Here is a 17,860-nt window from a genome sequence, read left to right as displayed (position 1 = left end):
GTATCCTTCCTGGATGGGTCGCCTCCTCATCCTACTCCTGGTCGCCGCGGGGTGCTCACTGCCCGGGTTCGCGATGGCGCGTACCGCGGAGGCGACGATCGAGCGGGTGGAGACCGCAGTGGCGGAGCTGCATGGCGTGCGCGTGCGTCTGCACTGGCCCGAAGGTGCGGATGCCGGCGAGCTGCACCTGCGGGCCGAACGCGCGGAATCGCCAACACTGGGCTACAGCTTCCGCGACCTCGACTGGCGTTGCCCGCTGCGTCGGCCCGATATGGGCGCATGGCACTGCGCCGGCACGCTGCGTTCGGGACGTAATGCACCGTTCTCGCTGGCAGTGGTGCTGGACGCCTCGGTGGTCTCGGCACGACTCGCGCGGGGCGGCTCGACGCTGGCGCTGCATCGCGCTGCGGATTCGCCCGACCTCGTGCGGATCGACCTCGCACGGGTGCCGCTGGCCTGGGCCACCGCGCTGATCCAGCAGGCAGCGCCCACGCTGCAGCCGCAGCAGGGCACGCTCGAGGGCCGCGTCGACGTGCACATCGCCGAGTCGGCACCACTGCGCATCGAGGCCGGGCTGCACGGGCGTGGGCTGGCCTTCGACTCCGACGATGGCGCGCTTGCGGGCGAGAACATCGACCTTGCGGTCGACGTGGACTACCGGCAGCCGGGCGAGGCCAACGTGCTTGCGGTGCGCGGGACGCTGCGCGGGGCCAACCTGCTGCTCGGCGCTGCCTACCTCGAACTGCCGACCGCGCCGATCGCGCTGGCGCTCGATGCCATCAGTGAGGGGCCGGGCGCCGGGTGGCGGTTTCCGTACCTGCGCTGGGACGACGGCGCCGCCCTGCGCGCGGAGGGTGCGGTGGCGCTGGGCGCGGACGCATCGCTGCGCGCGCTGGACCTGCGCCTGCACAGCGACGATGCCGCGCTGCTGCCGTCGCGCTACCTGTCGGGCTGGCTCGGCGTCGCCGGTCTCTCCGGGTTGAGGCTGGCGGGCACCTTCGATGCACACGTGCGGGTGGCCGATGGCGCGCTCGCGGGCATCGACGCCGGCCTGCGCGGTGTCGACATCGTCGATGGCCGCGATCGTTTCGCGTTCACCGGGCTGGACGGCGAGCTGCGCATTTCCGAAGGGGCGACGGTCGACAGTGTGCTGTCCTGGCGCGGTGGCAGCCTGCAGGCGGTGGAATTCGGCCCGGCGAGGCTGCCGTTCCGCAGTGCCCGCGGGCGACTGGACCTGCGCGAGGACGTCGCCATCGACGTGCTCGACGGTCAACTGCGGTTTTCCGGGTTGTCGCTGCTGCTGCCGGCGCAGGGCCAGGGCATGCGGATCGAGTCGGGCCTGGCGGTCGAGGCGCTGCATCTTGGCGAACTCGCCGCCGCGTTCGGTTGGCCGGCGTTCGCCGGCACCCTCAGCGGCGAGATTCCGCGCATGCGCTATGCCGATCACCGCCTCGATTTCGACGGCGGACTGGCCATGCATGTATTCGACGGCGAAGTGCGTTTCGGCTCGCTGTCGCTGGAACGGCCGTTCGGGGTGGCGCCGTCGCTGTCGGCCGACATCGAGCTGGAGGATCTGGATCTCACCACGCTGACCGAGGTGTTCGACATCGGCCAGATCGACGGGCGTCTGCATGGCCGCTTCGACGGCCTGCGGCTGGTCGACTGGCAGCTCGCGGCGTTCGATGGCGAGCTGCATACCGAACCACGGCGTGGCGTGCGCCAGCGCATCAGCCAGCGCGCGGTGCAGGACATCTCGAGTGTCGGCGATGCATCGTTCGCCGGCTCGCTGCAGGCGCAGCTCATCGGCCTGTTCGACGACTTCGGTTACCGCCGCATCGGCATCAGCTGCCGCCTGCGCAACGAGGTCTGCGAGATGGGCGGACTGCGTTCAGCGGGCAACACCTTTACTATCGTCGAAGGCTCCGGCCTGCCGCGGCTGGATGTCGTCGGCCACAACCGCAACGTCGACTGGCCCACGCTGGTGGAGCGCGTCGCGGCGGCGGTCGGTGGCGACGTCGCACCGGTGGTGGAGTGAGCGCCCTTTTCCCCGTCAGGAGACCTCCATGATCCGCTGGTTCGCCATCTTCACCACCGCGCTGGTGCTGACCGCCTGCGTCACCATCAACGTGTATTTCCCCGCCGCCGAAGCCCGCGAGGCCGCGCGCGAATTCGTCGACGACGTGATCGGCCGCGAGGCCGCGCCGGAAGGCACGACGCCGCCGGGTGGCATGGCACGCGGCGGCAGCTTCCATCCGCTGATGCTGCTGGGCATTTCCACCGCGCATGCGCAGACCCCGGACATCACCATCCGCACGCCTGCGATCGAGGCGATCCGCGCGCGCATGGCCAGTCGTTTCCAGTCCTCGCTGTCGGCACATTTCGATTCCGGCGCGCTGGGGTTCACCAACACCGGCGAAGTCTCGATACGCGATGCGGGCAGCATCCCGATGGCGCAGCGTGCGCAGGTCAACCAGGCCGTCGCCGAGCAGAACCGCGATTCGCGTGCGGTCTACCGCGAGATCGCGGTGGCCAACGGGCAGCCGGACTGGGAGCCGCGCATCCGCCAGGTGTTCGCCGAGCAGTGGGTGCAGCGGGCGAAAGGCGGCTGGTGGTACCAGGACGCAGGCGGCGGCTGGCGGCAGAAGTAGGGCCCTGCTCGCGTTCGATCGGAAGCACGCGCGCCTGGACGCTTGCGACCCGGTGCCAGTGAATCGGCGCCAGCGCGCTCGCGGGCGCAGCGAAAGCCGACCCCGGCACGTTCGCCGGGGCGACGCCCTGCGGGGTCTGCGACAATGGCGCGCTTCCCCCGCACCATTTCCGCGACGTGGCTCGACTCGACCAGACCCCGTTCCAGCTCGACATCCTCGACCTCGGCCATGACGGCCGCGGCGTTGCCCGCCGCGCTGACGGCAAGCCCGTGTCCGTCACCGGTGCGTTGCCGGGCGAACGCGTGCTGGTGCGCCAGACGGCGCGCTCGCGCAGCCTCGACGAGGCGGTCACGCTGGATGTCGAGCGCGCATCGCCCGATCGCGTGCAGCCGCGCTGCCCGCATTTCGGCGTGTGCAGCGGCTGTGTGCTGCAGCACCTGGAGGAGTCGAAGCAGATCCTCGCCAAGCAGCGCGTGCTGCTGGAGAACTTCGAACGCATCGGCCACGTCGTGCCGGAGCAGGTGCTGCCGCCGCTGACCGACCGCCAGTGGGGTTACCGCCGCAAGGGCCGGTTCTCGGTGCGCCGGGTGGAGAAAAAGGGCAGGACCCTGGTCGGCTTCCGCGAGCTCGACCCGCGTTTCGTCGCCGACCTGTCGATCTGCTACACCGCGATCCCGGCCATCGGCGAGCGTGTCGCGGCGCTGTCGGCACTGGTCGATGCGATGGACGGGCGCCGCGAGATCCCGCAGATCGAATTCATCGCCGGCGACGACACCGTGGCACTGGTGTTCCGCCATCTCGCGCCGCTGTCGCCCGCCGACCGCGAGCGCCTGCAGGCCTTCGCGCAGGACCACGGCTTCGCGATCTTCCTGCAGCCCGGCGGCATCGATTCGGTGCACGCGTTGTGGCCCGGGGATCCGCCGCTGTCGTTCCGCCTGCCGCAGTGGGATGTGGAGCTGAAGTTCCGACCGCTCGACTTCATCCAGGTCAACAAGGGCCTCAACGGGAAGATGATCGCGCTCGCTCTGGAGCTGCTCGACACGCGGCCGGGTGAGCGCGTGCTCGACCTGTTCTGCGGGCTGGGCAACTTCACCCTGCCACTCGCGCGAGGCAACGCGGAGGTGATCGGCGTCGAGGGTGATGCCGGCCTGGTGGCGCGTGCGCGCGGGAACGCCGCGCTCAATGGCCTCGCGAATGCGGAATTCCATGCCGCCGATCTCACCCAGCCCCTCGACGGCAAGCCGTGGGCGGGTCAGGGCTTCGATCGCCTGCTGCTGGATCCGCCGCGCTCCGGTGCCGATGCCGTGCTCAGGCAACTGTCGTTGAAGGGCCTCAAGCGCATCGTCTATGTGAGTTGCCATCCGGGCTCGCTGGCACGCGATGCCGACTATCTCGTCAACGAACGCGGCTGGAAACTGCGTGCGGCAGGGGTGATGGACATGTTCCCGCATACCGCGCACGTGGAATCCATCGCGCTGTTCGAACCCTGAGCACAGCACTGCCGGAGGCACCGCATGGCCGTTGAGATCGAGCGCAAGTTCCTGCTTCGCGATGACAGCTGGCGCAATGCCGTGCACCGCTCGGTGCCGATGGCGCAGGGTTATCTCAACGATGCGGCGGCGCTTGCCCGCGGCGAGCAGCGGGCGTCGGTGCGCGTGCGGTTGCAGGACGACGTGGCGTTCCTCAACATCAAGTCGCGCGAAGTGGGCCTGAGCCGGCAGGAGTTCGAATATCCAGTGCCGACCGAGGATGCGCGTGCGCTGCTGGAACTGTGCGTGGGTGGCCGGATCGAAAAGCGCCGCCACCTGGTGCGCCATGGCGCGCACCTGTGGGAGATCGACGAGTTCGAAGGCGACAACGCCGGACTGGTGGTCGCGGAAATCGAACTCGGTGACGAGCACGAGCTGTTCGAGCGGCCGGACTGGCTCGGCAACGAGGTCACGCAACTGCAGCGCTACTACAACCTGGCGCTGGCCGACCGTCCGTATCGCGACTGGAGCAGGGACGAACGCGTCGGGCATTGAGGCGCGTCGGCCGGGTGTTGCCATCGGCCGGAACGTGTCCGTGCGCGCGATGGCGGTTCTGCGACAATGCCGCGTGGGCACGATGACGTGCCACCTGGAGATTCCCGCATGCTCGTGATCGGCGTCGCCGGCACCGAACTCACCGCCCAGGAGCGCGACTGGCTGCAGCACGATGCCTGCGCCGGCGTGATCCTGTTCACCCGCAACTTCGCCTCGCGTGCGCAGGTGGCCGAGCTGTCGCAGGCGATCCGTGAAGCCGCGCCGCGGCCGCAGCTGGTCTGCGTCGACCAGGAAGGCGGACGCGTGCAGCGCTTCCGCGAGGGCTATGCGGCACTGCCGCCGCTGGAGATCTTCGGTGCGCGTTACCGCAGCGATCGCGAAGGTGCGATGGCCGCCGCCCGCGAGCATGCCTGGCTGATGGCGAGCGAAGTGCGGGCCACCGGCGTGGACCTGAGTTTCGCCCCGGTCGTCGACCTGCACCGCGGCAACCTCGCCATCGGCGACCGCGCGTTCGATGCCGATCCCGAGGTCGTGGCGGCACTCACCCGTGCCTACGTCGAAGGCATGCACGATGCCGGCATGGCCGCCACCCTCAAGCACTTCCCCGGCCACGGTTCGGTGCGCGAGGACACCCATTTCGACAACGCCATCGACGACCGGCCGCTGGACGAGATCCGTGCGCAGGACCTGGTGCCGTTCGTCGCCGGCATCGACGCCGGTGCCGACGCGGTGATGCTGGCGCACGTGGTGTATCCGCAGGTGGCACCGGAGCCCGCCGGCTATTCCAGCCGCTGGATCAACGACATCCTGCGCCACGAGATGCACTTCCGTGGCGTGGTGTTCTCCGACGATATCGGCATGGCCGCCGCGCACGGCGTCGGCGGCGTCAAGGCGCGGATAGACGCCCACCTCGATGCCGGCTGCGACGTGGTGCTGGTCTGCCATCCGGAGCTGGTGCCCGAGTCGCTGGCGGCGGTGGAAGGCCGCGCGCTCAACACGATGGCGCTGACCGGCCTGATCGGCCGCGGTGCGCTCGGCTGGGATGGCCTGCTTGCGGACCAGCGTTACAACGCCGTACGCGGCGATATGCCCGGAGGCTTCATCGCATGACGCCCAGACTTGCCAACGCGCTGCAGGGCGCGGAATGCCTGCACGACCGCGCGGCCATCGACGCCGTGATTTCGCGCATGGCCGACGCGATCCACGCCGATTACGCCGGTGATGCCACGCCGCCGCTGTTCGTCACCATCATGCATGGCGGCATGCCGTTCGCGACCCAGCTTGCCTTCGCACTCGGCGAGCGCGGCCTGGACGTCGAGTTCGAGTACCTCCATGCCACCCGTTACCGTGGGCAGACCCGCGGTTCCGGGCTGGCGTGGCTGCACCGGCCGGCGACGTCGATGCGCGACCGCCGCGTGCTGCTGGTCGACGACATCCTCGACGAAGGCCACACCCTGCACGCGGTCACCCGCTGGTGCGAGGACCAGAACGCCGCCGACGTGCGCGTGGCGGTGCTTGCCGACAAGCTGCACGACCGCCGCGTCGAAGGCATCACCGCCGACTACATCGGTGTCGAGGTGCCCGACCGTTACGTGTTCGGCTACGGCATGGATTACCACGAGCAGGGCCGCAACCTGCCGGCGATCTACGCGCTAGCCGAGTGACCCCGACCCCTTCCCTGGACCTGTGATGAGCGACATCGACCTGGCCGTCATCGGCGGCACCGGCCTCTACCGCATCGCCGAACTCGACGATGTCGAAACCCACCAGCCGCCGACGCGCCATGGTGCGCTGTCCGGGCCGGTGCGCATCGGCACGCTGGAAGGTCGACGCGTCGCGTTCCTGGCCCGTCATGGCGAAGGCCATTCGGTGCCGCCGCACCGGATCAACTACCGCGCCAACCTCGCCGCGCTGCAGGCGCTCGGTGCGCGCCGGGTGATCGCGCTCAACACCGTCGGCGGCATCACCGAACGCTTCGGCCCGCGCGTGCTCGCCTGCCCGGACCAGTTGATCGACTACACCTGGGGTCGCGTTTCCACCTTCTGCGAGGAGGAGGGCAGCGAGGTCCTGCATGTGGATTTCGGCGATCCCTACACCCCGGCGCTGCGGACGCAGCTTCTGGCCGCGGCGCGCACGGCCGGGGTCGACGTGGTCGATGGCGGTTGCTACGGGGCCACCCAGGGCCCGCGCCTGGAAACGAAAGCCGAGATTGCACGCCTGCGCCGCGACGGCTGTGATCTCGTCGGCATGACCGGCATGCCCGAGGCCGGTCTGGCGCGTGAGCTCGGGCTGGAATACGCATGCCTGGCGATCGTCGCCAACTGGGCCGCCGGCTGTGCGGATGCGGCCGAGATCACGTTCCAGGAAGTGCTGGACAACGTCGCCGCCGTGTCCGCGTCCATTCCCGCCATCCTGCGTCGCTTCCTGACGTCCTGAGATTGCAAACCGCGACCGTTTGCTTCGATACTCGCCCCCGTGCGCCGACTGGCGCGCGCTATCGAATCCAGACGAAGGTGGAAGGGTTATGCAATACGGCACAGTGAAGTGGTTCAACGACGCCAAGGGTTTCGGCTTCATCGCTCCCGAAGACGGCGGGTCGGACGTATTCGTCCACTATTCGGCCATCGACTCGAAGGGCTTCCGGAGCCTGCAGGAAGGCCAGCGCGTGAGCTACGAAGTGACCCAGGGCCCGAAGGGCGCGCAGGCAACGGGCGTCGCGCCGGTCGCCTGAGCCACGGACCACGGTGACCTCGAGCCCCGCCCAGTGCGGGGCTTTTTTGTGGTTGTTCTCCCGTTTGAGGGAGCGGTCCGGGCACAGTCCCGGGCCAGTCCGGGCGGCCCACCGCGGCCACAGGGGGATGCCCAGCCGGATATCTCCGCGTCCTGCTACCACATCCGGCCGCCGGCCTTCCATGGCCGGCTCTGGACATCCCCCTGCGACCGCGGCGGGCTCCGACCTGTCGTCGCGTCTGGAACAGGACAAAGTCCACGGCAAGAGCGTGTACCTGATCGGTTGCAGCGGAGTCTGGCGCCAGCCGCTCCTGATCTCCGCACCGAAGCCGTCGAACGCCCGAGCCCGTCGCGTGCACCGGGGGGCGTGCGGACAGCCGGCCATGGATGGCCGGCGGCCGGCCGTGGTAGCTGGACGCGGACTTCGGCCGGGGGAGCACACCCCCCGGTGCGCGCGACGGGCAGCACGCAACACGACAGAGCGGCTCGCGGGCCCGCGGACGCTCCAGTTGTGGTTCATTGCCCCGGAGACTGGGAGAAGAACCTCTTGTCCCGCCATTGCCCACATGGAGGCCGCCATGAATACCGATGCCTGGAACCAGCCGCCGGAGTTCGCGCCGCGCGACCTGTGGCACGACGATGTCGCCCTGCGCGAGGCTCTGCAGCGCGAGGGCGGCGGTGCGTGGCAGGCGAGCGTGGCCGACTACGGCGCGCTTGCCGGCGATCGTCTTTATGCGCTCGGCTTCGACGCCAACCGCGACCGCCCGCGCCTGCGCACGCACGACCGTTTCGGCCATCGTATCGACCGGGTCGAATTCCATCCGCATTACCACGCGCTGATGGACGCGTCGATCGGCCGCGGTGTCGCCGGGCTGTCGTGGCGCGAGCCCGCGAATGGCGTGCATGTCGCGCGCGCGGCACTGAGCTATCTGCATCACCAGGCCGAAGCCGGCACCAGCTGCCCGTTGACGATGACCCACGCCGCGGTGCCGGTGCTGGCCCGCGAGTCGCGACTGCAGCCCTGGGTCGACGGCATCCGCGCCTGCGCCTACGACCCGGACGACGTGCCCGCCACGCACAAGCGCGGGCTCACCGTCGGCATGGGCATGACCGAGCGCCAGGGCGGCAGCGACGTGCGCAGCAACCTCACCCGGGCGATGCCGCTGCAGGCCGATGGCGAATACCTGTTGCAGGGGCACAAATGGTTCTTCTCCGCGCCGATGTCGGATGGCTTCCTGGTGCTGGCGCAGGCGCCCGGCGGGCTGAGCTGCTTCCTGCTGCCGCGCTGGCGTCCGGATGGCATCCGCAACGCCTTCCGCCTCATGCGCCTGAAGGACAAGCTCGGCGACTGGGCCAACGCGTCGAGCGAAGTGGAGTTCGATGATGCCTGGGCGGTACGCATCGGCGACGAAGGGCGTGGCGTGTCCACGATCCTCGGGATGGTCATGCTGACGCGGCTGGACTGCATGCTCGGCGCGGCGGCGCAGATGCGCATGGCACTGGCGCATGCGGTGCACCATGTGCGCCATCGCCACGCCTTCGGCCGCGAACTGGTGGCACAACCGCTGATGCGCAACGTGCTGGCGGACCTGGTGCTGGAGGCGGAAGCGGCGCTGGCACTGGCGCTGCGGGTGGCGCGCGCCGTCGATGCGGCGCCGCGTGACGCGGACGAAGCCGCGTTCGCGCGCATCGCCACCGCGATCGGCAAGTACTGGATCTGCCGTCGCGCACCGGCGGTGGTCAACGAGGCGCAGGAGTGCCTGGGTGGCGCCGGCTATATCGAGGAGTCGATCCTGCCGCGGCTGTACCGGCAGGCGCCGTTGAACTCGATCTGGGAAGGCAGCGGCAACGTGCAGTGCCTGGACGTGCTGCGCGCGCTCGCCCGCGAGCCCGCATCAGGCGCGGCATTGCGCGCGGAACTGCAGGCCGGGGCGGGACGCGACGACAGCTACGACATCGCGCTGGCGGCGCTCCTTGCGGAGATCGATGCATCGACAGACCCCCAGACGCGCGAGTTCACCGCGCGTCGGCTGGTCGAACGGCTCGCGCTGCAACTGCAGGCGGCGGTGCTGCTGGGTGCAGGCAACCCGTTGGCGCGGATGTTCTGCTGCAGCCGCCTGGCGGGTGACCATGGCCTCGCGCTGGGCACCCTGCCGGCAGGGCACGACACCGACATCGTGCTGGCGCGCGCGTTGCCGGATTGACGGCTACAGCCAGTCCTGCAGCGAGATGCCCAGGCCGATGTAGGTGGCCTTGTGGTTGTAGTCGATCAGGCTCTCGCCATAGCCGTGGAACAGCTGCAGGTGGCCGCGGAAGTTGCGGAAGCCCGGGTGGATCGGGAAGCCCCAGTCGAACTGCAGCGCCCCGCGCGATTCGTCGCCGCCGCGCAGCGAGTGGCGACCCATCACCGTCAGGCGATGGTCGCCGCGCACATGCATCAGGGTGAGGTCGCCGCGGCCCATGTAGTCGGCGATGTCGGGGTTGTCGTCGTCGCTGCCGTCCTTCAGGTGCACCCATGGCCGCGCCACCAGCGCCCAATCCTCGCGGTCGAATCCGAAGTTGAACACCACCCGGTTCCAGCTGCGCGAGAGCTCGCCGCCGCGGCCGTTGGACTGGTGGTTGATGCCGATCGCGCTCATCCGGCCGTGCCATCCGCCCGGCAGGCCGTAGCCGTTGCGGAACACCAGCAGCACTTCGGGTTCGTAGTTGGTTTCGCGGAACGGACGGGACTCGTCCGTGTTGTAGACCTGCCAGCGAGAGCTCTGGGTGTAACCCATCCAGACGTCGCCGTTGTCGCCGAACAGGTTTTCCAGTGCCTTGGTCTTGAAGCTGATCTGGAACTTGGTCTCCAGGCTGTCGAGCGACTGCGGCATGTCCACCGTGTTGTCCGGGTTGGGCGAGGACGGCGTGTCGTTGACGTCACTGGTCCAGAACGCAGGGAGCAGGTACAGCGGCTTGTAGACGCGGAAGTTGAACAGGCCAAGCTTGGAGTCCCTCGCCAGTTCCCAGCGCGTGTCCAGCAGCGAGCCCTTGCCGACATTGGCGATCGCGTCGAGCTGCTGGCGGTCGGCGCTGGCCTGGAACACCTCCCCAAGCGGGGTCAGGGTGTCGACGACTTCAGGCTCGGCAGCGACGACGGTCCGGGCCTCCGCGGCGGCGGCATCCGCCTGCGCGGGCCCCTGCTGGCCGCGGCCGGCGGCACGGTCGTAACACTGCAACCGGAGTGCATCGTTCTCCACGGCCACGCACGCGGCGATGACCGGTTGCGCGGCCTCCTGCGCCCGCACCGACAGGGCGGGCACCAGGGCAATGGCGGTGGCGGTGGCGAGGAGGCTCGGCGCGAGGATGTTGGGCATGGGCTTCGTCGAAGTGGTCGGTGGTCGCGGAGCGCCGGCGGCGCGGGTCAGCGCGTAGTCCACCAGGACAGCGCGAAGACGCCGATCATTGCGAACGCCAGCATCAGTTTCAATGCGACCGCGACGACCACTCCCATCCACGTGCCGACGCCCACGCGGGTGGCCGCGCCCAGATCGCTGGCACCGATGCGCCGCCGATGCAGCAGTTCGCCGGCCATCGCGCCCGCGAAGGGGCCGACGAAGATACCCGGGATGCCGAAGAAGATCCCGGCGAAGGTGCCGATGACAGCGCCCGCCAGCGCCTTGCGGCTGGCGCCCACGCGGCGTGCGCCCATCGCCGTGGCCCAGAAGTCGACCAGCAGCGACAGCACGGTGAGCAGCGCGAGCAGGCCCAGTGTCAGTCCGCCGACATGCACGAAGCCATCGGCCCATGCGGCCAGCAGCATGCCGGCAAAGATCAGCGGGATGCCGGGGATGGCGGGCAGCACGGTGCCCAGCAGGCCGACCATGACGAGCAGGATGGCGAGGGCGTAGAGGAGCGGTTCGGTCTGCATGGAAAATCCGGAAAAGTGGGGGTCGGAGAACGTTCACGGCACCGTCGTGCCCGGATTGCATTCTCCCTGAACCCGCGATAAGTTGGCCGCGCTGTGTTTGTCAAGGTCACGTGAAACGTGGCCCGGATGCAGTCGATTCGTGTTGGATGCACCCGCGTGGTTCCACCCGGTCCGCTACATCGAACGCTCTGCGCTTCCCCCTTGCAACCAGCCGCCGGCGACGGCGTACCCATCAATGAGGTCCAGGCACTCCGTTCGAGGGAGCAAGCGCAATGTCAGATCGTGAAACGGGTACCGTGAAGTGGTTCAACGACGCCAAGGGGTTCGGCTTCATCAGCCGTGAGACTGGCGAGGACGTGTTCGTGCATTTCCGCGCGATCCAGATGCAGGGGTTCAAGAGCCTCAAGGAAGGCCAGCGGGTGAGCTTCACCGTCGTCCAGGGCCAGAAGGGCCTGCAGGCGGACGCGGTGCAGGAAGCCTGACCGGCCACCAGCGTGACAAAAAAACCCGGCCATCGGCCGGGTTTTTCTTTGCCCGTGCAGCCGGGTTACAGCGCCCAGGCACGTCCATCGCGGACCTGCACCGACGAACCCTCGCGCAGCCCACTGACATCCTCCTGCACCATCACGACCGTGCGGCCATCGTTGAGGCGTACATGCACGTCATAGAAGTTGCCGCCGCCCGTGCGGTTCTGGATGGCGTTGCCGGCGACCGCACCGGCCACGGCGCCCGCACCGGTGGCCACGTTGCGGCGACCGTCGCTGTCGGAGTTGCGTCGGGCGATCTCGCGCCCGGCGGCCGCACCCACGATGCCGCCGATCAGCGGGCCGGCGACGTTGGGGCTGCTGTCGGGGCGGCGCTCGATCCGGGTCACGGTGCCGCAGTCGCGGCAGTTCGCGCTGTTGTAGCCGCCGTAGCTGCTGCCGGAACCATAGCCCGAGCCGTAACCGGGGGAGGTGGCGCAGCCGGCCAGGGCGAGGGCTGCAGCAGCGGCCGTGGTGAGGAGCAACGGGGTCTTCATGGCATGTCTCCGCTTCGGATGGTGATGCGCGGCAGGTGCGCGCACGCAGCCGAAAGTAGGAGCCGGCTTGTGAACAGGCCGACAACCCGGCCATGTCGGCATCCGCCGGCCCTCAACGGAACCGGTCGGCGTTCATCCGCGGCAGATTCCTCAGCCGCGGAAATCCTGGTGGCAGGCGCGGCAGGCATTGCCGATGTCGCGCGCTGCGGTGCCGAGCGTGCCGCAGTTGAGCGGCGGGCTCGCGAGGTTGGCATCGAGCGTGCGGCGCATCTGGCTCGCCGCTCCGGCGAAACGCCGGTCGTCGCGCAGGTCCGGGAACGCGGGCTCGAGGTCGTCGGCCATCACCCGCAATGCGCGCAGGTGGGGCAGCGTGTCGGTGGCTTCGCAGCGGTTCTGTTCGACCTTGGCGCGCAGCTGGTCGAGGTGCCATTGCTGCACGTGCATGACGCTCGCCGGGAAATGGTCGGCGCGCGCCTGCAATGCGCGCATCAGCATCACCGTCGCCACCACGCCCAGCACCAGGCCCAGCACGAAGAGGAACAGGTAGCGCTGCGCGGCGGCGACCCGCGGGGACGGCTGGCGTGGCGCGGGCTTGTCGGCGGGCGTGGACATCGCGGTCTCCGTGGCGGGCGGGGCGGAACATAGCATGCGTTCGCCGACGCACCGTGGCGCGCAGACCTAGAATGTCGGCCATGGACAGCAACTGGACCGATCGATTCCGCGGCATCGACCGCCTCTATGGCCAGGGCGCGCTTGCCGCACTGGCACGCACGCACGTGGCCGTGATCGGCCTGGGCGGGGTGGGTTCGTGGACGGTGGAGGCGCTGGCGCGCAGTGGCGTGGGCAGGTTGACCCTGATCGATGCCGACGACCTCTGCGTCTCGAACACCAACCGCCAGCTGCCGGCGATCGCCGGGCAATACGGCCGTGGCAAGGCCGAGGCGATGGCCGAACGCTGCCGCGCGATCAACCCGGCGATCGAGGTGACCGCGGTCGCCAGTTACCTGACCCCCGGCAACCTCGATCAGCTGCTCGGTCCGGGCTATGACCTGGTGGTGGATGCGTTCGACAGCTTCCGCGCCAAGGTCGAGGCGATCGCCTGGTGCCGTCGCCGCAAGCAGCCGATCCTGACGGTCGGCTCGGCCGGCGGTCGCATCGATCCGACGCTGGTGCGCATCCGCGACCTCTCGCGCACCGAGCACGACGCGATGCTGGCGCTGGTGCGCAGGAAGCTGCGTGGCGAGTTCAACTTCCCCAAGGGGCCGAAGCGCTACTTCGGCGTGCCGGCGGTCTACTCGCTGGAAAACGTGCGCTACCCGCAGGCCGACGGCACTGTCTGTGGACTGCGCCCGAAGGTCGATGGCGAGGCCGCACTGAAGCTCGACTGCGGTGCGGGCCTCGGCGCTGCCACCCATATCACCGGCACGTTCGCCTTCGCCGCTGCCGGCAAGGCGATCGAGATGCTGCTCAAGCAGGCGGAGAAAGCCCGCGCCGCGGCGTGAGGCCGTGACCGGCGTCGGCCGGTCGCCAGTTACTGCGGAAGGTTGAACAGCCTGCAGGCGTTGCGGGTGGTCGCTTCCGCCAGCGCTCCAGGCGACATGCCGCGCAGTTGCGCCACCGCATCGCAGACCCGGGTCAGGCGCGCAGGCTCGTTGCGCTGGCCACGGTGCCCGCTGTCGGGCTGGTCGGGTGCGTCGGTCTCCAGCAGCAGCTGGTCCAGCGGTACGGCGGCCACCACCCGGTGCATGCGCTTCGCCCGCTCGTAGGTGACCGGCCCGCCGATACCGATCAGGAAGCCGAGCTGGTGCAGCTGCCGCGCCTGTTCTTCGCTGCCGGCAAAGCTGTGCACCACGCCACGCACGTTTCCGAAGCGCCGGATCGACCGGACCACCGCGTCCACCGCGCGTCGCGCATGCACGATCAGCGGCAGGCCGGTCTCGCGTGCCAGTTCGAGATGGCCATCGAAGTAACGTTGCTGGGCATCGAGGTCGAGGCCTTCGACGTAGTAATCGAGGCCGCATTCGCCGATCGCCAGCGGCCGTTCGCGCCGCACCCACTCGCCGAGCAGGTCCAGATGTTCCGGGGCATGGTGTTCGAGGAAGGTCGGGTGCATGCCGTATGCCGCATGCAGGCCCGGATCGAGCCTGCAGGCGTCGCGCAACAGTGGCCATTCGTCCGCGTGGGTGCCGGGCAGGATCTGTCGGGTCACGCCGGCATCGCGGGCGCGGGCGATGACGGCCTCGCGATCACCGTCGAACTCGCTGGCATCCAGATGGCAGTGGGTGTCGACCAGCATCGGGTTCCGTACTCAGCGGCGGCGTTGTGCCTGGCCGTCGATCGGCGGCCGGCCATCCGGCGACGGTGCATCCGTGCGCTTCACCCGGGCCAGCAACAGCGTGCCGAGTCCGAGCAGCAGTTCGTCCACCAGCGGGATCGGGTCGGGCACGAACAGGGTGAGTGCGAACAGCGCGGCGGTCACCGCGAACAGGCGCGGATAGCTCAGGCGTCCGAGCCAGCGCAGCATGGGGCCGAGCAGCAGGTAGCGCATGGAGGTCTCCGTCGGGCCGGCCGTAAGCGGTTCGCGGTCACGCTATCACGCACGGTTCAACGCCGCGTTCAGGGCGCGACTGGAGTAAGCGTTTTCTTCACGGCATCCGTTCAGGAAGGAAATGCTCGAATCCGGGTCGACGCTTCGCGACACCCGCGACACGCAAGCAAGGAGAGAGACCATGAAGAACAACACGCTCGCCATCGCCCTGGCATCGCTGCTGGTCGGCGGTGTCGCTGTCGCAGCCTTCCAGAGCAATCGCGACGAGGTGCCGGCCACCGGTACGTCGTCGGGCGTGTTCGAGACGGTCGATGGCGAACAGGCGCTGGCCGCCGATGCAATCACGGTGGGTGGTCGCGTGGAGTACGCCGACGTGGTGCGCGTGGAGCCGATCACCGAACGCCGCGACCTGTACGCGAGCGTGATCGGCAGCGCGCCGATCCACGAGACCACCACCAGCAGCACGCCGCGACAGGTGTGCGACGACGTGGTCGTCCAGGAGCGCCTGCCCGAGCGCGATGGCAATGTCGGCGGCACCGTGGCGGGTGCGGTGATCGGTGGCCTGGTCGGCAACCAGGTCGGCGGCGGCAACGGCCGCAAGCTGGCGACCGCTGCCGGTGCGACGGCGGGTGGCCTGATCGGCAACCGCGTCGACCGCAACCATGTCGGCGGCCGCGTGGTCGAGCGTGTCGATCGCCAGTGCCGCACGGTGCAGGATTCCTCGCAGTCGTCGCGGGTGGTCGCCTATGACGTGACCTATCGCAACCCGGATGGCAGCACCGGCACGCTGCGCACCGACAGCAAGCCCGGTGGGCAGATCCGCCTGGGTGCCGAGGATGTGCCGGTGGCGTATGACGTCACCTACCGCTTCGACGGTCGCGAGCGCACCGTGCGCATGGAGCAGCGCCCGGCCGGCGAGCGCCTGCCGGTGCTGGATGGCCAGGTCGTGACCCAGACCGCTGCGGTCGACGACGCGCGGCTGCAGTAAGCCGATCCGCCGGTGCGCCCGGCGGGTCCAGGAGACAGGAAGGGCCGGGCAATGTCCGGCCCTTTCCTTTGCGTGCGGAGCCTGACGCGCCCACGAAGAATCGGACGCGGGTCCGCCAGCCATGGCCCCGCGCAGCCGGAACGATACAATCGCGGCTTTCCGCACGCGCGAACGCCATGGCCCTCAATCCGTACGATCTCTATGACACCCGCTCCCTCTTCACCGAGGAGGAACAGGCCGTCCAGGACGCCGTGGCGCGCTTCACCGACGAACGCGTGCTGCCGATCATCGGCGAGTGCTTCGACGAAGGCCGCTTCCCGAAGGAGCTGATCCCGGAGATCGCCGGCCTCGGCCTGCTCGGTGCCACGCTGCCAGCGCAGTACGGTGGCGCGGAGCTCAACTACGTCAGCTACGGCCTGATCTGCCAGGAGCTCGAGCGCGGTGATTCCGGCCTGCGCAGCTTCGCCAGCGTGCAGTCCTCGCTGTGCATGTACCCGATCTACGCCTACGGCACCGAAGAGCAGCGCATGCGCTGGCTGCCGTCGATGGCGCGCGGCGAGACCATCGGCTGCTTCGGCCTGACCGAGGCGCACGGCGGTTCCGACCCGGCCAACATGAAGACCCACGCGAAGAAGGACGGCGCGGACTGGGTGATCAACGGGTCCAAGATGTGGATCACCAACGGCAACCTCGCCGACATCGCCATCGTCTGGGCGCAGACCGACGACGGCATCCAGGGCTTCGTGATCGAGAAGGACTTCGCCGGCTTCAGCGCGCAGGAGGTCAAGCACAAGATGAGCCTGCGCGCGTCGGTCACCAGCGCGCTGTTCTTCGACAACGTGCGCGTGCCGGAAGCCAACCGGCTGCCGAACGTGAAGGGGCTCAAGGGTCCGCTGGGCTGCCTCACCCAGGCCCGCTACGGCATCACCTGGGGGCCGATCGGTGCAGCCATCGCCTGCCTGGACGAGGCGCTCAACTATTCCAAGGAGCGCATGCTGTTCGGTCGCCCCGTGGCCGCCACCCAGAGCGCGCAGATCAAGATGGCCGACTGGGCGCGACGCATCACCTCGGCGCAGCTGCTGAGCCTGCAGCTCGGCCGGCTCAAGGACGCCGGCAAGATGCAGCCGACGCAGGTGTCGCTTGCGAAATGGAACAACTGCCGCATGGCGATCGACATCGCCCGCGAGGCGCGTGACCTGCTCGGCGGCGCCGGCATCACCACCGAGCACTCGCCGATCCGCCATGCGCTCAACCTCGAGTCCGTCATCACCTACGAGGGCACCGAGACGGTGCACCAGCTGGTGGTGGGTCGCGAGCTGACCGGGATCAACGCGTTCTGATGTGCCGGGCCCCGGCGCCCGCCGGGGCCTGCCATCCGCTGCAGTCGCGGGATTCCGCCTCGTTGCAATCGAGCCCTGGGGACCTGGCATGTCGCTTCCGGATATCCGTATCGAAACCGCGCGCCTGGTGCTGCGCCTGCCGCAGGCCACGGACTTCGACCGCTTTGCCGAACTGATCGGCGACAAGGACGCCGCGCGCTGGATCGGCGGCCATCTGCCGCGTGCGGCGGCGTGGCGCAAGTTCCTGCAGCAGCCCGGCGCGTGGATGATCCAGGGCTTCGGCATGTTCTCCATCATCGACCGCGACAGCGGGCAGTGGCTGGGGCAGGGCGGTCCGTGGAAGCCCGATGGCTGGCCTGGCAACGAGATCGGCTACATGCTCCACCGCGATGCGTGGGGCCGCGGCTACGCGACCGAAGCGCTCACGGCGGCCATCGACTGGGCCCTCGACACACTCGGCTGGGACGACTTCGTCCACTGCATCGCGCCGGAGAACAGCGCCTCGAAGAAGGTCGCGTCGCGTCTCGGCTCGACCTTCCTCGGCATGGCCACGCTGCCGCCGCCCTACCAGGATTCGCCCTGCGAGGTCTGGGGCCAGACCCGCACGCAGTGGCAGGACACCCGCAGGCAGCGCGGCTGACCGCACTGCAT

20 protein-coding genes are annotated in these 17,860 nt (G+C 69.2%); 14 read left to right on the top strand and 6 right to left on the bottom strand.

The annotated features are described in order from the left end of the window. Window positions 1-73 precede the first annotated feature (73 nt). The 9 genes from E5843_RS09770 (at window position 74) to E5843_RS09730 (ending at window position 9,606) form a co-directional block, all read left to right on the top strand. The gene (locus E5843_RS09770) at window positions 74-2,035 is read left to right on the top strand and encodes a hypothetical protein (protein WP_141065961.1); all 1,962 of its coding nucleotides are present in this window, start codon (window positions 74-76) and stop codon (window positions 2,033-2,035) included. Window positions 2,036-2,063: 28 nt separating this feature from the next. Continuing rightward, window positions 2,064-2,648, top strand: a complete 585-nt coding sequence (locus E5843_RS09765; protein WP_134673791.1) for a YdbL family probable chaperone protein — start codon at window positions 2,064-2,066, stop codon at window positions 2,646-2,648. 176 nt (window positions 2,649-2,824) lie between these two features. Further along, window positions 2,825-4,138, top strand: coding sequence for a 23S rRNA (uracil(1939)-C(5))-methyltransferase RlmD (rlmD, locus tag E5843_RS09760; RefSeq protein WP_166815972.1), 1,314 nt, complete (start codon window positions 2,825-2,827; stop codon window positions 4,136-4,138). A gap of 24 nt (window positions 4,139-4,162) precedes the next feature. Next, window positions 4,163-4,672: a CYTH domain-containing protein gene (locus E5843_RS09755; protein ID WP_136412541.1), complete on the top strand. Its 510-nt coding sequence runs from the start codon at window positions 4,163-4,165 to the stop codon at window positions 4,670-4,672. A gap of 108 nt (window positions 4,673-4,780) precedes the next feature. Further along, entirely contained in the window at window positions 4,781-5,782 is a 1,002-nt protein-coding gene (gene nagZ, locus E5843_RS09750; protein ID WP_136412540.1) for a beta-N-acetylhexosaminidase, read from the top strand. Next, complete coding sequence (locus tag E5843_RS09745; protein ID WP_134673787.1) at window positions 5,779-6,336, top strand: hypoxanthine-guanine phosphoribosyltransferase; 558 nt, start codon at window positions 5,779-5,781, stop codon at window positions 6,334-6,336. The genes nagZ and E5843_RS09745 overlap by 4 nt, the downstream gene beginning before the upstream one ends. Window positions 6,337-6,361: 25 nt before the next feature. Then, window positions 6,362-7,108 carry an S-methyl-5'-thioinosine phosphorylase gene (locus E5843_RS09740; RefSeq protein WP_136412539.1) on the top strand — a complete coding sequence of 249 codons (747 nt, stop codon included), beginning with the start codon at window positions 6,362-6,364 and terminating at the stop codon, window positions 7,106-7,108. An 88-nt stretch (window positions 7,109-7,196) separates the two neighbouring features. Next, window positions 7,197-7,403 (top strand): cold-shock protein, encoded by a 207-nt coding sequence (locus tag E5843_RS09735; RefSeq protein WP_100322260.1) that lies wholly within the window; start codon window positions 7,197-7,199, stop codon window positions 7,401-7,403. 577 nt (window positions 7,404-7,980) lie between these two features. Continuing rightward, window positions 7,981-9,606 carry an acyl-CoA dehydrogenase family protein gene (locus E5843_RS09730; protein ID WP_244240762.1) on the top strand — a complete coding sequence of 542 codons (1,626 nt, stop codon included), beginning with the start codon at window positions 7,981-7,983 and terminating at the stop codon, window positions 9,604-9,606. Window positions 9,607-9,609: 3 nt separating this feature from the next. On the opposite strand, the gene E5843_RS09725 is transcribed toward E5843_RS09730, so the two are convergent. Then, window positions 9,610-10,758 (bottom strand): phospholipase A, encoded by a 1,149-nt coding sequence (locus tag E5843_RS09725; protein WP_136412538.1) that lies wholly within the window; start codon window positions 10,756-10,758, stop codon window positions 9,610-9,612. A gap of 47 nt (window positions 10,759-10,805) precedes the next feature. Next, window positions 10,806-11,312 (bottom strand): DUF456 domain-containing protein, encoded by a 507-nt coding sequence (locus tag E5843_RS09720; RefSeq protein ID WP_136412537.1) that lies wholly within the window; start codon window positions 11,310-11,312, stop codon window positions 10,806-10,808. Between the two features lie 272 nt (window positions 11,313-11,584). Here E5843_RS09720 and E5843_RS09715 point away from each other — a divergent pair, with 272 nt between their 5' ends. Then, window positions 11,585-11,794 (top strand): cold-shock protein, encoded by a 210-nt coding sequence (locus E5843_RS09715; protein ID WP_134673782.1) that lies wholly within the window; start codon window positions 11,585-11,587, stop codon window positions 11,792-11,794. 65 nt (window positions 11,795-11,859) lie between these two features. Here the strand turns inward: E5843_RS09715 and E5843_RS09710 are convergent, their stop codons facing one another. Together E5843_RS09710 and E5843_RS09705 are read right to left on the bottom strand one after the other, a co-directional pair. Then, window positions 11,860-12,333 (bottom strand): glycine zipper 2TM domain-containing protein, encoded by a 474-nt coding sequence (locus E5843_RS09710; RefSeq protein WP_141065958.1) that lies wholly within the window; start codon window positions 12,331-12,333, stop codon window positions 11,860-11,862. Between the two features lie 150 nt (window positions 12,334-12,483). Continuing rightward, the gene (locus E5843_RS09705) at window positions 12,484-12,945 is read right to left on the bottom strand and encodes a hypothetical protein (RefSeq protein WP_134673780.1); all 462 of its coding nucleotides are present in this window, start codon (window positions 12,943-12,945) and stop codon (window positions 12,484-12,486) included. A gap of 80 nt (window positions 12,946-13,025) precedes the next feature. Between E5843_RS09705 and E5843_RS09700 the strand changes: the two genes are divergently transcribed. Next, window positions 13,026-13,835: a tRNA threonylcarbamoyladenosine dehydratase gene (locus E5843_RS09700; protein WP_141065957.1), complete on the top strand. Its 810-nt coding sequence runs from the start codon at window positions 13,026-13,028 to the stop codon at window positions 13,833-13,835. A 29-nt stretch (window positions 13,836-13,864) separates the two neighbouring features. On the opposite strand, the gene E5843_RS09695 is transcribed toward E5843_RS09700, so the two are convergent. Then, a complete protein-coding gene (locus tag E5843_RS09695) occupies window positions 13,865-14,629 on the bottom strand; it encodes a TatD family hydrolase (protein WP_136412534.1) in 765 nt (254 codons plus the stop codon). A 12-nt stretch (window positions 14,630-14,641) separates the two neighbouring features. Then, entirely contained in the window at window positions 14,642-14,881 is a 240-nt protein-coding gene (locus E5843_RS09690) for a DUF6116 family protein (protein WP_134673777.1), read from the bottom strand. Window positions 14,882-15,062: 181 nt separating this feature from the next. Between E5843_RS09690 and E5843_RS09685 the strand changes: the two genes are divergently transcribed. The 3 genes from E5843_RS09685 (at window position 15,063) to E5843_RS09675 (ending at window position 17,849) form a co-directional block, all read left to right on the top strand. Next, window positions 15,063-15,869, top strand: a complete 807-nt coding sequence (locus tag E5843_RS09685; RefSeq protein ID WP_136412533.1) for a glycine zipper 2TM domain-containing protein — start codon at window positions 15,063-15,065, stop codon at window positions 15,867-15,869. Between the two features lie 176 nt (window positions 15,870-16,045). After that, on the top strand, window positions 16,046-17,209 hold the full coding sequence (locus E5843_RS09680) for an acyl-CoA dehydrogenase family protein (protein ID WP_136412532.1): 1,164 nt from the start codon (window positions 16,046-16,048) through the stop codon (window positions 17,207-17,209). 88 nt (window positions 17,210-17,297) lie between these two features. Beyond that, the gene (locus tag E5843_RS09675) at window positions 17,298-17,849 is read left to right on the top strand and encodes a GNAT family N-acetyltransferase (protein WP_134673774.1); all 552 of its coding nucleotides are present in this window, start codon (window positions 17,298-17,300) and stop codon (window positions 17,847-17,849) included. The last annotated feature ends 11 nt before the right edge of the window (window positions 17,850-17,860 follow it).

The organism is Luteimonas yindakuii, assembly GCF_004803715.2.
In the GTDB taxonomy this organism is placed as follows: Bacteria; Pseudomonadota; Gammaproteobacteria; order Xanthomonadales; family Xanthomonadaceae; genus Luteimonas; species Luteimonas yindakuii.
This window is presented reverse-complemented; position numbering and strand designations above follow the sequence as displayed.

Excerpts from the sequence above, each read along its gene's own strand:
- E5843_RS09770 (WP_141065961.1), top strand. The coding sequence starts at position 74 with ATGGCGCGTACCGCGGAGGCGACGATCGAGCGGGTGGAGACCGCAGTG.
- E5843_RS09765 (WP_134673791.1), top strand. The coding sequence starts at position 2,064 with ATGATCCGCTGGTTCGCCATCTTCACCACCGCGCTGGTGCTGACCGCC.
- E5843_RS09755 (WP_136412541.1), top strand. The coding sequence starts at position 4,163 with ATGGCCGTTGAGATCGAGCGCAAGTTCCTGCTTCGCGATGACAGCTGG.
- nagZ (WP_136412540.1), top strand. The coding sequence starts at position 4,781 with ATGCTCGTGATCGGCGTCGCCGGCACCGAACTCACCGCCCAGGAGCGC.
- E5843_RS09745 (WP_134673787.1), top strand. The coding sequence starts at position 5,779 with ATGACGCCCAGACTTGCCAACGCGCTGCAGGGCGCGGAATGCCTGCAC.
- E5843_RS09740 (WP_136412539.1), top strand. The coding sequence starts at position 6,362 with ATGAGCGACATCGACCTGGCCGTCATCGGCGGCACCGGCCTCTACCGC.
- E5843_RS09735 (WP_100322260.1), top strand. The coding sequence starts at position 7,197 with ATGCAATACGGCACAGTGAAGTGGTTCAACGACGCCAAGGGTTTCGGC.
- E5843_RS09730 (WP_244240762.1), top strand. The coding sequence starts at position 7,981 with ATGAATACCGATGCCTGGAACCAGCCGCCGGAGTTCGCGCCGCGCGAC.
- E5843_RS09725 (WP_136412538.1), bottom strand. The coding sequence starts at position 10,758 with ATGCCCAACATCCTCGCGCCGAGCCTCCTCGCCACCGCCACCGCCATT.
- E5843_RS09720 (WP_136412537.1), bottom strand. The coding sequence starts at position 11,312 with ATGCAGACCGAACCGCTCCTCTACGCCCTCGCCATCCTGCTCGTCATG.
- E5843_RS09715 (WP_134673782.1), top strand. The coding sequence starts at position 11,585 with ATGTCAGATCGTGAAACGGGTACCGTGAAGTGGTTCAACGACGCCAAG.
- E5843_RS09710 (WP_141065958.1), bottom strand. The coding sequence starts at position 12,333 with ATGAAGACCCCGTTGCTCCTCACCACGGCCGCTGCTGCAGCCCTCGCC.
- E5843_RS09705 (WP_134673780.1), bottom strand. The coding sequence starts at position 12,945 with ATGTCCACGCCCGCCGACAAGCCCGCGCCACGCCAGCCGTCCCCGCGG.
- E5843_RS09700 (WP_141065957.1), top strand. The coding sequence starts at position 13,026 with ATGGACAGCAACTGGACCGATCGATTCCGCGGCATCGACCGCCTCTAT.
- E5843_RS09695 (WP_136412534.1), bottom strand. The coding sequence starts at position 14,629 with ATGCTGGTCGACACCCACTGCCATCTGGATGCCAGCGAGTTCGACGGT.
- E5843_RS09690 (WP_134673777.1), bottom strand. The coding sequence starts at position 14,881 with ATGCGCTACCTGCTGCTCGGCCCCATGCTGCGCTGGCTCGGACGCCTG.
- E5843_RS09685 (WP_136412533.1), top strand. The coding sequence starts at position 15,063 with ATGAAGAACAACACGCTCGCCATCGCCCTGGCATCGCTGCTGGTCGGC.
- E5843_RS09680 (WP_136412532.1), top strand. The coding sequence starts at position 16,046 with ATGGCCCTCAATCCGTACGATCTCTATGACACCCGCTCCCTCTTCACC.
- E5843_RS09675 (WP_134673774.1), top strand. The coding sequence starts at position 17,298 with ATGTCGCTTCCGGATATCCGTATCGAAACCGCGCGCCTGGTGCTGCGC.